Source organism: Burkholderia paludis, from assembly GCF_000732615.1.
Classification (GTDB): domain Bacteria; phylum Pseudomonadota; class Gammaproteobacteria; order Burkholderiales; family Burkholderiaceae; genus Burkholderia; species Burkholderia paludis.
This window is the reverse complement of the sequence record NZ_JPGL01000018.1, coordinates 95417-110899: the sequence shown is the minus strand read 5'-3', so window position 1 is coordinate 110899 and position 15483 is coordinate 95417. Positions and strand designations below refer to the sequence as shown.

General features: G+C 67.5%; 15 protein-coding genes. 8 read left to right on the top strand and 7 right to left on the bottom strand.

The annotated features are described in order from the left end of the window. Nucleotides 1-4 precede the first annotated feature (4 nt). Complete coding sequence (locus GQ56_RS0113575; protein ID WP_031399178.1) at nt 5-922, bottom strand: LysR family transcriptional regulator; 918 nt, start codon at nt 920-922, stop codon at nt 5-7. Nucleotides 923-1251: 329 nt separating this feature from the next. Between GQ56_RS0113575 and GQ56_RS0113570 the strand changes: the two genes are divergently transcribed. The 4 genes from GQ56_RS0113570 to GQ56_RS0113555 all read left to right on the top strand — a co-directional run bounded on the left by GQ56_RS0113570 (nt 1252) and on the right by GQ56_RS0113555 (nt 5730). Further along, complete coding sequence (locus tag GQ56_RS0113570; RefSeq protein WP_031399177.1) at nt 1252-2568, top strand: MFS transporter; 1317 nt, start codon at nt 1252-1254, stop codon at nt 2566-2568. Nucleotides 2569-2716: 148 nt separating this feature from the next. Beyond that, nucleotides 2717-3541, top strand: a complete 825-nt coding sequence (locus tag GQ56_RS0113565) for a hypothetical protein (protein ID WP_043301369.1) — start codon at nt 2717-2719, stop codon at nt 3539-3541. Between the two features lie 143 nt (nt 3542-3684). Next, nucleotides 3685-4935 (top strand): MFS transporter, encoded by a 1251-nt coding sequence (locus tag GQ56_RS0113560; RefSeq protein ID WP_031399175.1) that lies wholly within the window; start codon nt 3685-3687, stop codon nt 4933-4935. A gap of 183 nt (nt 4936-5118) precedes the next feature. Continuing rightward, nucleotides 5119-5730, top strand: a complete 612-nt coding sequence (locus GQ56_RS0113555; RefSeq protein WP_031399174.1) for a cysteine hydrolase family protein — start codon at nt 5119-5121, stop codon at nt 5728-5730. Between the two features lie 19 nt (nt 5731-5749). Here the strand turns inward: GQ56_RS0113555 and GQ56_RS0113550 are convergent, their stop codons facing one another. The 3 genes from GQ56_RS0113550 to GQ56_RS0113540 form a co-directional block, all read right to left on the bottom strand. Further along, nucleotides 5750-7375 carry an amidohydrolase gene (locus GQ56_RS0113550; RefSeq protein WP_031399173.1) on the bottom strand — a complete coding sequence of 542 codons (1626 nt, stop codon included), beginning with the start codon at nt 7373-7375 and terminating at the stop codon, nt 5750-5752. 406 nt (nt 7376-7781) lie between these two features. Further along, nucleotides 7782-8597 (bottom strand): helix-turn-helix transcriptional regulator, encoded by an 816-nt coding sequence (locus GQ56_RS0113545; RefSeq protein ID WP_031399172.1) that lies wholly within the window; start codon nt 8595-8597, stop codon nt 7782-7784. 226 nt (nt 8598-8823) lie between these two features. Beyond that, complete coding sequence (locus GQ56_RS0113540) at nt 8824-9300, bottom strand: nuclear transport factor 2 family protein (RefSeq protein WP_031399171.1); 477 nt, start codon at nt 9298-9300, stop codon at nt 8824-8826. Between the two features lie 319 nt (nt 9301-9619). On the opposite strand from GQ56_RS0113540, the gene GQ56_RS0113535 reads away from it, so the two are divergent. Beyond that, nucleotides 9620-10006 (top strand): winged helix-turn-helix transcriptional regulator, encoded by a 387-nt coding sequence (locus GQ56_RS0113535; RefSeq protein ID WP_031399170.1) that lies wholly within the window; start codon nt 9620-9622, stop codon nt 10004-10006. A 483-nt stretch (nt 10007-10489) separates the two neighbouring features. Here GQ56_RS0113535 and GQ56_RS0113530 read toward each other — a convergent pair whose 3' ends face one another. After that, entirely contained in the window at nt 10490-10861 is a 372-nt protein-coding gene (locus tag GQ56_RS0113530) for a YXWGXW repeat-containing protein (protein WP_031399169.1), read from the bottom strand. A 608-nt stretch (nt 10862-11469) separates the two neighbouring features. Here GQ56_RS0113530 and GQ56_RS0113525 point away from each other — a divergent pair. Then, nucleotides 11470-12582: a porin gene (locus GQ56_RS0113525; RefSeq protein WP_031399168.1), complete on the top strand. Its 1113-nt coding sequence runs from the start codon at nt 11470-11472 to the stop codon at nt 12580-12582. A gap of 177 nt (nt 12583-12759) precedes the next feature. Here GQ56_RS0113525 and GQ56_RS0113520 read toward each other — a convergent pair whose 3' ends face one another. Continuing rightward, on the bottom strand, nt 12760-13158 hold the full coding sequence (locus GQ56_RS0113520; RefSeq protein WP_031399167.1) for a GreA/GreB family elongation factor: 399 nt from the start codon (nt 13156-13158) through the stop codon (nt 12760-12762). Between the two features lie 512 nt (nt 13159-13670). Here GQ56_RS0113520 and GQ56_RS0113515 point away from each other — a divergent pair. Beyond that, nucleotides 13671-14000, top strand: a complete 330-nt coding sequence (locus GQ56_RS0113515; protein ID WP_031399166.1) for a DUF4148 domain-containing protein — start codon at nt 13671-13673, stop codon at nt 13998-14000. Between the two features lie 162 nt (nt 14001-14162). On the opposite strand, the gene GQ56_RS0113510 is transcribed toward GQ56_RS0113515, so the two are convergent. After that, the gene (locus tag GQ56_RS0113510; RefSeq protein ID WP_031399165.1) at nt 14163-14624 is read right to left on the bottom strand and encodes a CBS domain-containing protein; all 462 of its coding nucleotides are present in this window, start codon (nt 14622-14624) and stop codon (nt 14163-14165) included. Between the two features lie 177 nt (nt 14625-14801). Here GQ56_RS0113510 and ribA point away from each other — a divergent pair, with 177 nt between their 5' ends. Further along, nucleotides 14802-15452, top strand: coding sequence for a GTP cyclohydrolase II (gene ribA / locus GQ56_RS0113505; RefSeq protein WP_031399164.1), 651 nt, complete (start codon nt 14802-14804; stop codon nt 15450-15452). The last annotated feature ends 31 nt before the right edge of the window (nt 15453-15483 follow it).

Below are 15483 nucleotides of genomic sequence, written 5' to 3'. Positions count from 1 at the left end.
CGCGCTACCGTGCGTTCGGTCCCTTGACCGTCAGCCGGCACACGGTCGCGAGGGCGAGCAGGTTCGGGTCGCGTTCGCGGCGGTGCAGGAAGCTCAGGCCGATCGTCTGGCGGATCGTGGGCCCGGCGAGCGGGACGAGCGCGATCTTGTGCGCGAACAGGTCGCGCACGCGGCCGGGCAGCAGCGAGCAGCCGACGCCGCCCGACACGAGGTTGATCAACGAGAAGATGTCGCCCACCCGCATCACGACGTTCGGCGCGACGCCGGCCGCGCGGAACGCCTCGGTAAAGCCCTGATGGGTCGCGAAGCCGTCGCCGAGCGAGATGAACGGTTCGTGGCCGCACGCGTGGAGGTCGATCGCGCCGTGTCGCGCATAGGGCGAATCGATCGGCGCCGCGAAAAACATCTCGTCCTCGAACAGCGCGATCGATTCGATCTCGGCGTCCGGCTCGGGCAGCGCCATCAGCGTCGCGTCGATCGCGCCCTGCCTGAGCTTGTCGAGCAGGTCGGCGTTGGAGCCGAGCACGAGTTCGGCCTGCAGCTCGGGGCGGCGCTCCTTCAGCGCGATCACGACCTCGGGCACGGTGCGGATCGTCAGCGAGTACAGCGAACCGATTTTCAACTGGCCGGCGCCGTAGCCGGCCGCTTCGCGCGTCGAACGGATCCCGTCCGCCATCGTCTTGAGCACTTCGCCCGCGACTTCGGCGAGCACCTGCGCGGCGTCGGTCGGAATCAGGTTGCGCCCCTCGTGGCGGAACAGCGCGCAGTGCATGCCTTCCTCGAGCGTATGCAGCGCGCGGTGCACGCTGACCGTGCTCACGCCCAGCGCGTCGGCCGCTTTCGCGAGGCTGCCGGCCTCCATGAAGGCGAGCAGCACCTCGAGCTTGCGGAACGTGATCTCTTCGTTGATGCGGTTGCGCATGATCCGGACGACGGGAAGGACGACCGACGATTCTGCCGCAGAACAGGGAGCGCAACAATGCGCGCATTTCCGGGCATTCCCGGGCATTTCGCAGGGTCGGGCACGACGCGGCAACATTTAATCTCCGGCTAAGTTTCTTCCGCGGGCGTTAATTGATGCGTTTTTTTGGCATCCCTATGATCGTTTCACACCGGTCATGCCCGGGACGAGCAGGGTGCCCGCCCGTCTCGCGCGGGCCGGCGATGCGAACAGCCGATTCGTCCATGCCCGCGATGCGGGGCGGCAGGCATGCGGCGCGACGCCACGACACCACACTGCGGGAGAACAGCATGCGCGACTCACGACGGAACGCGCGACGGCGGCAGGTGATTGCCGCCGTCGTCGGCAATACCCTCGAGTGGTACGACTTCATCGTCTACGGTTTCTTCTCCGGCATCATCGCGCGGCTGTTCTTTCCGGCCGACAGCCAGTACGCGTCGCTGCTGATGTCGCTCGCGACGTTCGGCGTCGGCTTCTTCATGCGTCCGGTGGGCGGCATCCTGCTCGGGCTCTATTCGGACCGCAAGGGGCGCAAGGCCGCGATGCAGCTCATCATCTTCCTGATGACGCTGTCGATCGCGCTGATCACGTTCGCGCCGTCGTACGCGACGATCGGCCCGGCGGCGCCGGGCCTGATCGTCGTCGCGCGGCTGCTGCAGGGTTTCGCGACCGGCGGCGAATATGCGAGCGCGACCGCGTTCCTGGTCGAAAGCGCGCCCGAGAACCGGCGCGGCCTCTACGGATCGTGGCAGCTGATCGGCCAGTGTCTCGCGGTGTTCTCGGGCGCCGCGATGGGCGCGTGGGCCACGCAGTCGCTGTCGGATGCGGCGCTGCACAGCTGGGGCTGGCGCGTGCCGTTCGCGCTCGGGCTGCTGATCGGGCCGGTCGGCCTGTGGATCCGCCGGCACATGGAGGAGACCGAGGCGTTTCTCGACGCGAGCCGCTCGGCCGCCGAGCCGCCGGCGAGCGTGTCGCGCGTGCTGCGCGACAACCTGCGCGGCGTGCTGGTGTCGATGGGGCAGACGATCACCGGCACGGCGGTGTTCTACGTGATGCTCGTCAACATGCCGACGTTCGTGCACAAGACCTTCGGGCTGCCGCTCGACCAGGTGTTCAAGGTGCAGATGGCGGCGGTTGCGCTGCTGACGGTGACGATTCCGGTCGCGGCGATCGTATCCGACCGCATCGGCCGGCGGCCCGTGCTGATCGCCGGCACGCTGGCGCTGCTGACGGTCACGTATCCGCTGTTCTCGTGGCTGGCCGCGGCGCCGGGCATCGGGCGCCTGCTCGTGATGCAGTTCGCGATCTGCGCGATCATCGGCGTCTGCTACGGACCCGCGCCCACCACGCTCGCCGAGCAGTTCGCGACACGCTCGCGCTCGACAGGCGTCGCGCTCGCCTACAACGTCGCGGTGATGGTGTTCGGCGGCTTCGCGCCGTTCATCGTCACGTGGCTGACGCGCGCGAGCGGCTCGCCCGTCGCGCCCGCGTGGTACGTGCTGTTCGCGGCGTCGTTCGGGCTGCTCGCGAGCGTGTTCATGCACGACGGCGCGCCGTGCGTGGTCGCGCGCCGGCAATTCCGCGGCGAGCAGCTGAGCGTCGAGTAGTCGCGCACACGCCGCCTGCCGCCGGGTTCCGGCGCGCAGGCGCGCTGCCCGGTCCGGATGCCGTCGCCGGGCGCGTCGATGCGTTCGCTTCCGCGCCGTCGCGGGCCGCTATGATGGCGGTTCGCAAGGTCAGCGTGGGGAGTGGCGAATGTTTTCAAGGTTGAAGAAACGGTTCGTTGGCGGCGCGGCACGCACGGCCGCTTCGCCGCATCCCGACCGACGGGCCGCGTGGTCGGGCGAATCGCCGGTGCAGCCGCGTCACGTGCTGTGTTTTCTCGGCGGGGATCGCGACCTGCGATGCCTGCGCGATGCGGCAAACGAGGCGATTGCGGAATTCGCGACGGGCTTCGGCGTCGACGATGCGTATTCCGCCGCCGAGCCCGACGCGCGGATGAGCCGTTCGTTCGAGGTCTGTCGCGACCGCGTTGCAGCGGATGCCTGGACGCCGGCAGACGACGAAGCCGTCGCCGCGCACGGGTCGGTGCTGTACGTGCTCGGCCCGCGCATGACGCGGGAGAATGCCGTGCGTGCGTCGATCGGCGCGCTGTTCCTGGTCGACCGGCTGATCCGCGCCGGCGCGGTGGCGGTCAAGGGCGAGAGCGCGGGCGTGGCGCACGGGCTGCACCGCTGGCGGGAGCTGATCCGGATGGGCGCGGTCGCGACCGACGCCGACGACGCACGCGCGCAGAGCCGCGTGTGCCGGCTGGCGTTCGCGTTGCGCCCGCTGGCGTCGGGCGACTACTTCGAAAGCGTGGGTTTTCATCTGGCCGGCCTGCCGGACGTGCAGGTGCCGCGCCTGCGCGGAAGCGATCGCGACGCGGTGGCCGTCATCGACGGCGTGGCCGACGAGATCGTGCGGTACGGGATCGATGCGACGTTGCAGGCGCACGACGCATCGCTGATCGACGACGGTGCCCACGACGAAGACGACTTCAAGTTCAATCCGTACGGGATCGTCCGGCTGGCGACGTGAAGGGCGGCGCGCGCCGACCGATCGGCGGCGCGTCGGGTCGGGTATCGGGCGGGCCGATGATCAGCATCGCGGGCGGCGGCCTACCGCGGCGGCCGCCCGGTCGTTACGCTGGGGCGATCATCCACTCTGTCCTGAAGGTCGCCATGTCCCGGCTCGATTACACGTTGCTCGGCCCCTGCCTGCTCGCCATCGCGATCGACGCGATGGGATTCGGGCTCGTCTATCCGATGATGTCCGCGATTTTCAGCGATCCGCACGCGGGCATCCTGCCGGCCGGCGCCGGCGCGCACGCGCGCAATTTCTACCTCGGTCTCGGCTACGGGATCTACCCGCTCGGCATGTTCTTCGGCTCGTCGCTGATGGGCGACCTGTCCGATCGCTACGGCCGCCGCAGGATCCTGATGCTGTGCGTGCTCGGCCTCGCGGCCGGCTACGCGATGATGGCGGCCGGCGCGTGGCAGGCGAGCGTCGCGCTGCTGCTGGCCGGCCGCGGGCTCACCGGGCTGATGGCCGGTTGCCAGGGCATCGCGCAGGCCGCCATCACCGACCTGAGCACGCCGGAGAACAAGGCCTACAACATGAGCATCATGTCGCTCGCATTCAGCGCGGGCGTGATCGTCGGCCCGGTGCTCGGCGGCGTCACGTCCGACCGCACGATTTCGCCGCTGTTCGGCTACGGCACGCCGTTCCTGCTGGTCGCCGCGCTGTCGCTGGCCTGCGCGTGCTGGACCCGGGCGGCGTATCGCGACTCGGCCGCACCGCGCGGCGATACGCGCATCGATCCGCTGCTGCCGCTGCGGATCATCGGGGAAGCCGCGCGCCAGCGCGACGTCGCGTTCCTGTCGGTGGTGTTCTTCCTGATGCAGGTCGGCTACGGGCTCTACCTGCAGACCATCATGCTGTTGCTGCAGGCGAAGTTCGGTTACACGAGCGCGCGGCTCGGGCTGTTCAGCGGCGTGATCGGCCTCTGCTTCGTGTTCGGCCTGCTGGTTGTCGTGCGGTCGATGCTGCGCGTGTGGCGCGTGGTCGACATCGCGAAGACGGGCCTGCTCGTCGCGGGCGCGGGCCAGGTCCTGTCCGCGCTGTTTCCGCACGAGCCCGTGCTGTGGGCGCTCGCGATGGTGGTCGGCTGCTTCGACATGGTTGCGTATACGACGATGTACACGGCGTTCTCGGACGCCGTCAGCGAAGACCGGCAGGGCTGGGCGCTCGGCGTCGCGGGCTCGGTGATGGCCGTTGCGTGGGTCGTGACGGGCGCGCTCACGAACCTGCTGCCGCTGTTCGGCGAGACCGGCCTGCTGCTGGTCGGCGGCGCGGGGTTCCTGCTCGGCTTCGCGATGATGGTCGCGTACGGCCGCACGCGGCCGGGTGCGCGAACGGCCCTGCTGTCGTAGGGGCGCAGGCGGCCGCGGAGGTTGGCCCGATCCTGTCGGACGTTGTCCCGGGCGCGGCTGTCGCGCAAGGCCGCGCGGCCCGACACTGGCGCCTCGCGGCCGGGGAGGCCCCAGGCCGCGTCAGGCGGCGCCGGCAGGGCCGGCGCGCCGTTCCGTCCGACGTGCCAACCGAGGGAGCAACCCATGCAACATCCGACCATCCGGACCCTGGCCGGCGCCACCGCGCCGACGTCGGTCGCCGCCGCGCGCACCGCGCTGCTGGTGATCGATTTCCAGAACGAGTACTTCAGCGGCCGCCTGCCGATTCCGCACGGGCCGCAAGCGCTCGGCAACGCGCGGCGCGTGATCGCGTTCGCCGATCGCGCCGGCATCCCGGTCTTTCATGTCCAGCACGTCGATGCGGCCAGCAGCCCGATCTTCGCGGACGGCAGCGACGGCTTCCGTTTCCACGCGGACCTGCAGCCGGCGCCGCATCATGCGGTCGTGAGGAAGACCTCGGTGAGCGTGTTTCCGACGACGGACCTCGACGCGCGCCTGAAGGCGGCCGGTATCGACACGCTGATCGTCACCGGCCTGATGACGCATGCGTGCGTCGCCGGCGCGGCGCGCGATGCGGTGCCGCTCGGCTATGCGGTGATCGTCGTCGACGACGCGTGCGCGACGCGCGACCTCGAACTCGCGGGAGGCGCGACGGTGTCGCACCGCGACCTCCATCGCGCGACGCTGGCCGCGCTGTCGGACACGTTCGGCGACGTGCTGACGACCGAGCAGGTGCTGGCGCTCGGCGTCGCCTGACGGCTGCGCGGTTCGCGCGTCAGTCGGCCCAGCCCGGCGCGGCGTGCACGACTTCGCCGCGGAAGCACGTCTCGATCACGCGGGTCTGCGCGAACGTCTCGACCGGGTGTGCGAACGGATTGCGATCGAAGATCGCGAAGCTCGCATCCTTGCCGGCCTCGAGCGAGCCCGTGCAGTCGTCGAAGCGCAGCGCATACGCGGTGTTCACCGTATAGGCCTCGAGCATCGTGAGCAGGTCGAGGCGTTCGTGCGGATTCCATGGCGGGCTGTCGGGCTGGTCGATCAGCAGGTGCGTGACACCCGTCTGGATGATCTGCATCGGGTCCATCGTGCTGACCGACCAGTCGGAGCCGGCCGCGAGCATCGCCCCCGCGTTGCGCAGGCTGCGGAACGGATAGTTGCGCGCGGTACGTTCGGCGCCGAGCAGGTCGCGATAGAGCTGTTGCTGCTCCTCGCGGGCGGCCGTCCACAGCGTCTGCACGCTCGCGATCGCACCGAGCCGGTTGAAGCGGCTCATGTCGGCCGGATCGACGAGCTGCAGGTGGGCGAGCTGCGCGCGCCGGTCGCGCATGCCGTTGCGGCGCTGCACGTATTCGAGCGCGTCGAGCGTCATGCGCACCGCGCGGTCGGCGAGCGTGTGGAAGTGCAGGTCGAAGCCGGCCGTATCGGCGAGCAGGCAGATCTCGTTCAGCGCGTCCTGGCTCCACAGCGCGAGGCCGCAATCGTCGGTTCCGGCGTACGGCTCGAGCAGCGCGGCGGTTTTCGATTCCGGCACGCCGTCGACGAAGATCTTCACCGTATGCAGGCGCAGGTTGTCGCGTTCGTACTCGCGGCGCCATCCGGCGAAGCGTGCGATCTGTTCGCGCGGATCGCGGCGCGGGTTCGCATAGAGGCCCGCGCTCATGTACGCCTTCAGCGTGCCGACGCGCTGTGCGTCGGCGTAGGCCTTGAGTTCGGCTTCCTCGACGCGGGCGTCGAACCAGCCCGTGATGCCGAATCCGTGCGCCATCGCGTGCGCTTTCGCGAGCGACTTCGGGTAGCCGGCCGGGCTCAGTTGCGGAATGATCGGGCAGACGCGATAGAACGCCGCTTCATGGACGACGCCGTTCGGCGCGCCGGATGCATCGCGCTCGTAGACGCCGCCGGCCGGGTCGGGCGTATCGGCCTGGATGCCGGCTGCTTCGAGCCCCTTCGTGTTCAGGCAGCCGCTGTGCACGTCGAAGCCGACCACGAGCAGCGGGCGGTCGGGCACGATCCGGTCGAGCAGTTCGCGGGTCGGATACGCGCCGAACGCGGCGAGGTTGGCGCCGCCGAGATAGACCCACGGTTCGTGCGGCGTCGCATCGGCGCATGCGCGGATGCGCTGCAGGATCGCGTCGGGATCGTTGATGCCGGACAGGTCGAAATCGCCGAGGATCTGGTGGCCTTCGAGCGGGTGCACGTGGCCGTCGATGAGGCCCGGCAGCATCAGGCGGCCGGCCAGGTCGACCGTGCGTGTCGCGGGGCCGGCGAGCGGGCGGATGTCGTCGTCGCGGCCGACGGCGACGATCCTGCCGTCCTTCGTGGCGAGTGCCTGCGCGAAGCGGCGTTGCGCATCGCCCGTGTAAAGCAGGCCGTTCAGATAGACGGTATCGGCGTGTTGCATGTGTCTCCTCCGGATAAGGGGGGCGACGGGCGCACGCGTCCCGCGGGCGGGCCGAGCGGCTCGTCCGGTCGCGTGAACCCGGTCGGGTTGGAATGGGATGGGTGGCGGTTACGGGCCGGTGCGGCGCGGCGGGAGCGGCAATGCGCGGCGGCGCAGGCCGGCCGCCGCCGGAGTGCCGGGCCGGTTTCGCTGCCCGGTTCGTGGCGGCAAAGCAGGGGGCGGCGTGCGCGCGGCCGCGCGGGCCGGCGTCCATCCGGTAGTCGGCATTTCGTGTCTCCGTGGCATCCGACGTGTGCCTGTCGTCGGGTGAGTCAGATACTAGGAGCGGGGCGGCCGGCTGTCTGTCGTCGTTTTGAGGACAACGCGCGACAAAAGCCGTGCGGGCGGCGGTGCGAGGCGACGGTGTCTAGCGGTCGTGGCGTTCCGGTGATTCCGTTTCGGTCACGCACCAGGCGAACAGCCCGGCCCGGTTCGCGACGCCGAGCTTCGCGAGCGCGCGCCCGAGATAGGTGCGTACGCTGCTGGGCTTGAGCGCGAGCGTGTCGGCGATCCGCGGGACGGGCTGGCCCAGCAGCACGGCGCGGCACACGAGCCGTTCGCGCTGCGACAGCGCCGCGCTGCCGGCCGACAGCCGCTGTTCGAACCGCTGCAGCAGCGCGCTGTCGTCCGGGCGCGGCGTCAGGCGGGCGAGCCGCGCATGCTGGATCAGCAGCGGCAGCACGAAATCGCCGAGCTGCCGCAGCAGCGCCAGTTCGGTCAGCGTATAGGACGGCTGGCCGCGCCGGCGGAACAGCGAGAACGCATAGACATAGTCGCGTTCGCTGCCGAGCAGCGTGCAGTCCTCGCCGAGTTCGCCGAGCGCGAACTGGCGGCCGTATTCGGTCGCCGTGTCGACTTCCTCGTTGCACGAGAACACGAGCTGCGAATCGGTGGCGCGCTCGATATGCGGCAGCAGCGTGTCGGAGCGCCAGTCGCCCTGTGTATACAGATCGAGCGCGTGGCGTGTGCCGTCGGGATCGTCGCCGCCGGCGAAGAACAGCACGTCGACGCTGTCGACCGATTGCGACGGCGCGTCGCGACGGTAGCGCGTCGCGACGCTGTAATGGGAGTGCGGATCGACGGTTTCGCGCAGCCACGCCCAAAGCCGGGCGGGAAACTGCGGGCTGCCGAGGCTGGCGATCAGGTCGCCTGCGTTGCTCAGGGAAATATGGGCGGGGCTCATGGTTGACACCGTCTGCGCGAACGGCCGCCCGCGCGGGCCGTGCCGCGCATGTGACGGCGTGCCGGCGGGGCGACGGCCGGCGGCGAGGTCATGCGGGACGGCGGCCGGTGCGGCGGCGAAGCTCGATTGTAGGGGACTTCGCCGCCACGGGGCAGGCGCGCTTGCCCGGCGGCCGATCGTTCGTCGACGGGCGGCCGGCGACGCTGCGCGCCGAGTGTCAGAACAGTCAGAACATCGTGTTCCCGTTCGCGGACGTTTCGGGCACGGGCTGGATCACGTCCCAGTGCTCGACGATCTTGCCGGCCTTCACGCGGAAGATGTCGACGACCGCTTCGCCGCGGTCGCCCGGGCGCTCGGTCGCATGGACGTGCAGATAGACGAGGTCGCCGTCGGTCGCGCTGCGCACGATGCGTGCGCGCGAAGCCGGGTTCTTCTGGAAGGCGCCGACGAAGTACGACACGAACGGCTTCTTGCCGTCCGGCACGTGCGGGTTGTGCTGCCTGTAGTCGTCCGCGACGACGGCGGCGGCCTCGACGGCCTCGTGCTTGTTGAAGAAGCGGTCGTAGAACGTCAGCACGAGCTGGCGGTTGGCTTCTTCGGCGGCCAGGTCGCGCGTGACCGGGCCGGCGGCCAGAGCGGCCGTCGACGCGGCCAGCAGGACCAGCGCGGCAACGGCGCGAACGGGGGAGCTAAGCGATGACATGTGGCGTGTTCCTTGTCTGACGATGCATGGATTGGCGCGCGCTGCGCGCAGGCGGGTGGCGCCGGGCAGGGCGGCCGGGGGAACCGCGGTGGCGATGCGTGCCGTCTTCACGCACGGGATCCGCCGCGCGGTCCGGACCGTCACGGCGCCGATCGTGCGGGCCGCGCGGCAGCGTCATGCTTCGTTGAACTGGCGAATCCGCGCGGCTGCCGGGCCGCCCGAATGGTACAGTTGCCGCGAACCCGTCACAAGAAGTCAGCGCCGTGTGAGCAGGTCACACCGCGCTGACCGTGCGTTGCCCGTGAAAGAGAATCCCGTCATGCCGTTCCCGCCCGCCGACGAAGCCGTCGAACTCGACCAGCCATGCCCGATCCGCGATGTCCTCGACCGGATCGGCGACCAGTGGAGCCTGCTCGTGCTCGAGGCGCTGTCCGGCGGGACGATGCGTTTCAACGAACTCGGCCGCGCGATCGGCGACGTGTCGAAGCAGATGCTGTCGCGGACGCTCAAGCGGCTGGAGCAGGACGGCTTCGTCAGCCGCACGCTGTTCGCCGAGGTGCCGCCGCGCGTCGAATATGCGTTGACCGACCTCGGGCGCTCGTTCCAGACGCCGATGCAGGCGATGATCCGGTGGGCCGACGAACATCATCGCGCGATCTGCGCCGCGCGAGTTCGTGCGCGGGAGTCCGACGGCGGTGGGTGCTGAGCGGGGCGCCCGAGTCGTTCTGCCGTCGGCGTCGTGCCGCGAGCCGGGCGCGATGCGACGAGACATGGCCCGGTGCAGGCACGTCGCCATTGCGTGATTTCGTCATCCGAACGATTGCGCCGGGATGGACGGCGTCGCCGATGCTTCGGCGCGCTCCGCTCGTCCCGAATGCGGCTATGCGCCAGGGCCGCCCGGATGGCGAGCCCGGCGACGGTCGTTCGTTCGTTGAGGCGCATACGACAGACGGGCGGCAGGGGTGGGTCGAAGCGGGCGCGCTCGCCGGAGACCGGCAGGCATGTCGATCGTCGAGACGGCCCAGCGGGATGCACGGGATGCATGGGCGCCGGTTTGGACGGTCGCCATCGTTGCCGGATAACGACGTTGGCCACACCTGCCGGGCGTGAAGGTTGACGCGCCCGACGACGCAAGGGCGCGGGTCTCGTCCGGTTCCGTGCGCTCCACCGCCTGCATCCGGGCGGCGGCCTAGCGCCACGTACCGTCGATGTAGATCCAGACCTGTCCCTGGCGGCGCCAGTAGCCGGGCACCCACCGACGCCCGGGGCGCAGCGCGATCCAGCGGCCGGGCACCCAGATATAGCGGCCCTGCTGCCAGCGCCAGTAGCCGGCCGTCCATGTATAGCCGTGCGGCCGGGGCGGCGGCGGGCGGCGCTCGTGCCGCATTGCCGGCGGGGCGAAGCCCGGGCGGTCCGGGTAGGGCGGACCGCCCGGCATGCGGTTCGGGCCGGACGGCCGGTACACCGGCGGGGCGGGCTGGGCCGAGGCGGCGCGGAGCCAGCCGGTGCCGGCTAGGGCGGCGGTCAATCCGATGGCGCGCAGCAGCGAGCGTCGATTCATGGCGTGTCCTGTTCTGTCTACGAGGCTGCCTTACATTAGCCTGCCGGTACGCGGGCCGGGTTACGCGAGCGGTTAAGGCTGTTACGGTGCGTCACGGCGGGCGGCAGGCGCGTCGGCGGCACGCACCGTCCTTTCCGTTTCAACCGGCTGATGCCTGGACGCCGCTCGCTGCCGGGTCGTCAGCCCTGTTTGCCGGCCGCGCGGTGTGTTTCAGGCGGCCAGGGGCCGGTATTTGAGACTAAAACATGTAAAAATTGCCGGTTTCGGGGTGTCGGGACGAATCCGTTTGTTGTTTCTATGCAACCGTCAAGACGATGACATGAAAGAATGGTGCGATGGGAGGGGTCAAAAAGCCGTCGTCAAGAAGTCAAAAACAAACATCAAAACAAATACTTATAACTCGGCCCCACTTTCATTATTTCTAGTTCTGGAAAAGCTTATTTCTTTATTTGCGGATCGCTCCCCTAGGGTACACCCCTAAACTCACGGTTCCCAAACGGGCAACTATCCGGGCGCCGCCAGCAGGACCGATGGCGCTCCCGGGCGGTTGCAGACCGTTTATGAACAAGGTCGCGAGACCTGCCTCTTTTTAGAAGGGAGCTCCACGAATGAACAAGACTCTGATCGTTGCAGCAGCTGCAGCATCGTTCGCAACCGTCGCTCACGCGCAAAGCAGCGTCACGCTGTACGGCGTGCTGGACGCAGGCATCACCTACCAAAGCAACGTCCAGAACGCAGCCGGCCAAGGCAAGTCGCTGTGGTCGATGGGTTCGGGCATTGACCAGAGCCGTTTCGGCCTGCGTGGCTCGGAAGACCTGGGTGGCGGCCTGAAGGCAATCTTCACGTTGGAAAGCGGCTTCGGTATCGGTAACGGCAAGTTCGCGAACGGCGGCAACAACACGATTTTCAACCGTCAAGCGTTTGTCGGTCTGTCGAGCCAGTACGGCACGGTCACGCTGGGCAAGCAGTATGACTCCGTTCAAGACTACCTGGCTCCGCTGACCGCAACGGGCACGTGGGGTGGTACGTACTTCGCTCACCCGTTCAACAACGACAACCTGAGCACGAACGGCGGCTACTCGAACAACAACTCGGTCAAGTTCACGAGCGCGAACTACGCTGGCCTGCAATTCGGCGGCACGTACTCGTTCTCGAACGACACGAACTTCGGCAACAACCGTGCATACAGCGGCGGTGTGGCTTACCAGTACCAAGGCCTGAAGCTGGGTGCAGCGTACTCGCAAGCTAACAACCCGAACGCGAACAGCACGGGCGCAGTTGTTTCGAGCAACGCACTGTTCAACGGCCAAGGCCGCCTGCGCACGTACGGTGCAGCAGCTGGCTACGCATTCGGCCCGGCGCAAGTTGGCGCAGCGTGGACGCAATCGCGTGTTGACAACCAAGCTAACGGCGCTGGCACGTTCCGCGCTGACAACTACGAAGTCAACGCAAAGTACAACCTGACGCCGGCTCTCGGCCTGGGTGCTGCTTACACGTACACGAACGCGAAGGTTGACGGCAGCAGCGCGCACTGGAACCAGTTCGGTCTGCAAGCTGACTACTCTCTGTCGAAGCGCACGGACGTGTACGCACAAGCTGTGTACCAACGCGCATCGAAGAACGCAGGCGGCGCGTCGATCTACAACGGCGACCCGACGACGGCAACGAGCTCGTCGATCAACCAAACCGCAGCAACGGTTGGTCTGCGTCACCGCTTCTAAGCGTGACGGCGGGGTAACCCGCTACGCAGCTTCAAAAAAAGGCGCCTTCGGGCGCCTTTTTTTCGTGCGCGAAACGCCATGACAACGATTCGCATGGCCGGAATGAAAAAAGCGAGGCACAGGCCTCGCTTTTTTCATTCCGGGCGATGCCCGCAGCAGCGCCGGTCGTCCGGCGGTTCAGCGCGTGTACTCGCCATTCGCTTCCGGCTGGAACACGATCGCGGCGACCTTCATCAGCTTTTCGGCGCCGTTCGGCTGCATCACCTTGACCATCTGGCCGCGCTGCGTACCCAGCAGTGCCATGCCGACGGGCGAGAAGACGTTCAGGCGGCCTAGCTCGAGATTGGCGGCATCCGGATAAACAATCGTCCAGGTGGCTTGTTCCTGGGTCGCTTCGTCGAGCAGCGTGATCTGCGAATTCATCGTGACGACGTTTGCCTTGATGGCGTCGGGTTGCACGATGTCGGCGCGCTCGAGCAGCGTATCGAGCATTGCCTGGAAGCGCGGGTTGTGCTCGGCGTGCTTCTCGAGACGAGCAACGTCGAGTTCGGTCAACTGGTAAAGGCGTTGTTTCATGGCAGTTCTCCAAATGATCGGCAGGGGCAGGCGTGGCGTGCCTATGAGGATCGCCCGGAGCCTGTCTGACCTGGCTCCGGGAGGAGACCGAGCCGTCAGATCAGGCGCCGGGCAGGGGCGAGCGGCGTCTGGGCCGTGCGTCGAGCGAGGGGATGCGCCGGATGGCCGGCGCGCGCGCGCACGCCGGACGGGCCGGACGGCGAAACCGAGAGGGGCGTGAGCGCGGACATGGTGAATGGATTATCGACTGGCGAATAAAACCTTACGATTCTACAACACAACCTTCGGTATATGTGATTTGGCTGTAGGCATTTCGTTAGTGATTGTTGTGCCAGTGAAGCAAGTGGCGGCGGTTGATTCGCGAAAAGTGGTGGGATTTTTGTCAAAATCGCAACGCTGTATGTTCAAACTAAGGGTTTCCCCTTGGAGTGGCGAGAACTACACTGCATTCAATCGCTTCAGACAGTCCTGCCGAGGCGACGTCAAAAGAGAACATATTCCGGAGGTAAATCATGAAGTCGATCATCTACGCAGCCATCGCCGCATCCGTACTTGCCGCCCCGGTCGCATCGTTTGCCCAGTCCGAGCAGGGGTTGACCCGCGACCAGGTCAAGGCCGAACTCGTGCAACTCGAACAGAACGGCTACAAGCCGCTGGCAACCGATTCGCAGTATCCGGACAACATCCAGGCCGCCGAGCAGCGCATCCAGCCGAACCAGCCGATGCTTGCGCACGCAGATACGAGCGGCTACGGCGCCGTAGCGACCGGCGCCGGACAGGCCGGCCGTCGCATGACGCGCGAAGCGCCGAATCCCGTGAACTCGGTCTATTTCGGTAACTGAACGTCCGCGGGTCTGCCCGAGCGCACCGCCAAATCGACGAGACGCGTGCCATGTGCGCGCGTCGTTCGCCCGCAGGAGCAGAACCTCCGTCGCCGCATTCCGGCGGCTTTCAGCCCAGACGCTTGTGCGTTTGGGCCTTTTTCGCTGGATCGCTGGAGCGGGTCAGGCGGACGTGACCGCGGGAGTGCCGTGGATGTAGTGTTCGAGCTGGCTGATCGTGAACTGCTGATCGGCAATCACGCTCTTCACGAGGTCGCCGATCGAGATGAGGCCGACCAGCTTGCCGCCGTCGAGCACGGGCAGGTGGCGCATCCGGTGCTCGGTCATCAGTGCCATGCACTCGTCGGTGGATTGGGTCGGCTCGACGTAGCGCACCTTCGCCGTCATGATTTCCTCGACGCGGGTGGCTTTCGACGAGCGATCCTGCAGGACGACCTTGCGCGCGTAGTCGCGCTCGGTGACGATGCCCGCGATGTCGTCGCCGTCCACGACCAGCAGCGCGCCGATGCCTTTTTCCGCCATCAGCTTGATGGCGTCGTAGACGAGATCGGTCTTGGTGACGGTGTAGATCGTGCGGCCCGAATCCGGCTTGGCCTTGAGAATCTGCGCGACAGTCGTGCTCATTCGCTTTCTCCGTGTGCAGGTCGATGCTGGGCAGGCAGGGCATGATGCGTGTCACCCGACGGGCCCAGTATAGCCCCGCAGGGGGCGGCAGTCGCGTGACGTTTCCAGATTAGCGGTAAACTCCCGTCACGCACTATCCACACTATTCCTACATTCCAGAACGTTTCAATTGAATTCATGATGTCTTCGCGTCCTCAATCGCCCACGCCGGGCAATGGCCAGGCCGACGAGTGCGTGACGCTCGTCGCCACCGCGTCGCTGCCCACGCGCTACGGTACGTTCACGTCATACGCGTTCCGCGTATCGGGCAGCGATGCCGAACATCTCGCGCTCGTGATGGGCGACGTTGGCGGCGAGCAGTCCGTGCTGACGCGGCTGCATTCCGAATGCCTGACCGGCGACGTGTTCGGCTCGTACCGCTGCGATTGCGGCGAGCAACTCGATCTCGCGTTGCGCTATATCGCGGCCGAGGACCGCGGCGTGCTGCTGTACCTGCGCGGTCACGAAGGGCGCGGGATCGGCCTGAGCAACAAGATCCGCGCATACGCGCTGCAGGAGCAGGGGCGCGACACGGTCGAGGCGAACCTCGACCTTGGCTTGCCCGACGATGCGCGCGAATACGACTCGGCCGCCGCGATTCTCAGGATCCTCGGCGTGACGTCGGTGCGACTGATGAGCAACAATCCGGCGAAGTTCGATACGCTCGCGAAGCACGGCATTCCGGTTTGCGAGCGCGTGGCGCTCGCGGTGCCCGTGCGGGAAGAGAATGAGCGTTATATCCGCACGAAGCAGACGAAATTCGGTCATTACTTCGAGGAAAACGAGTAATCGCCACAGGCGTGCCGGCGCCCATTTATCT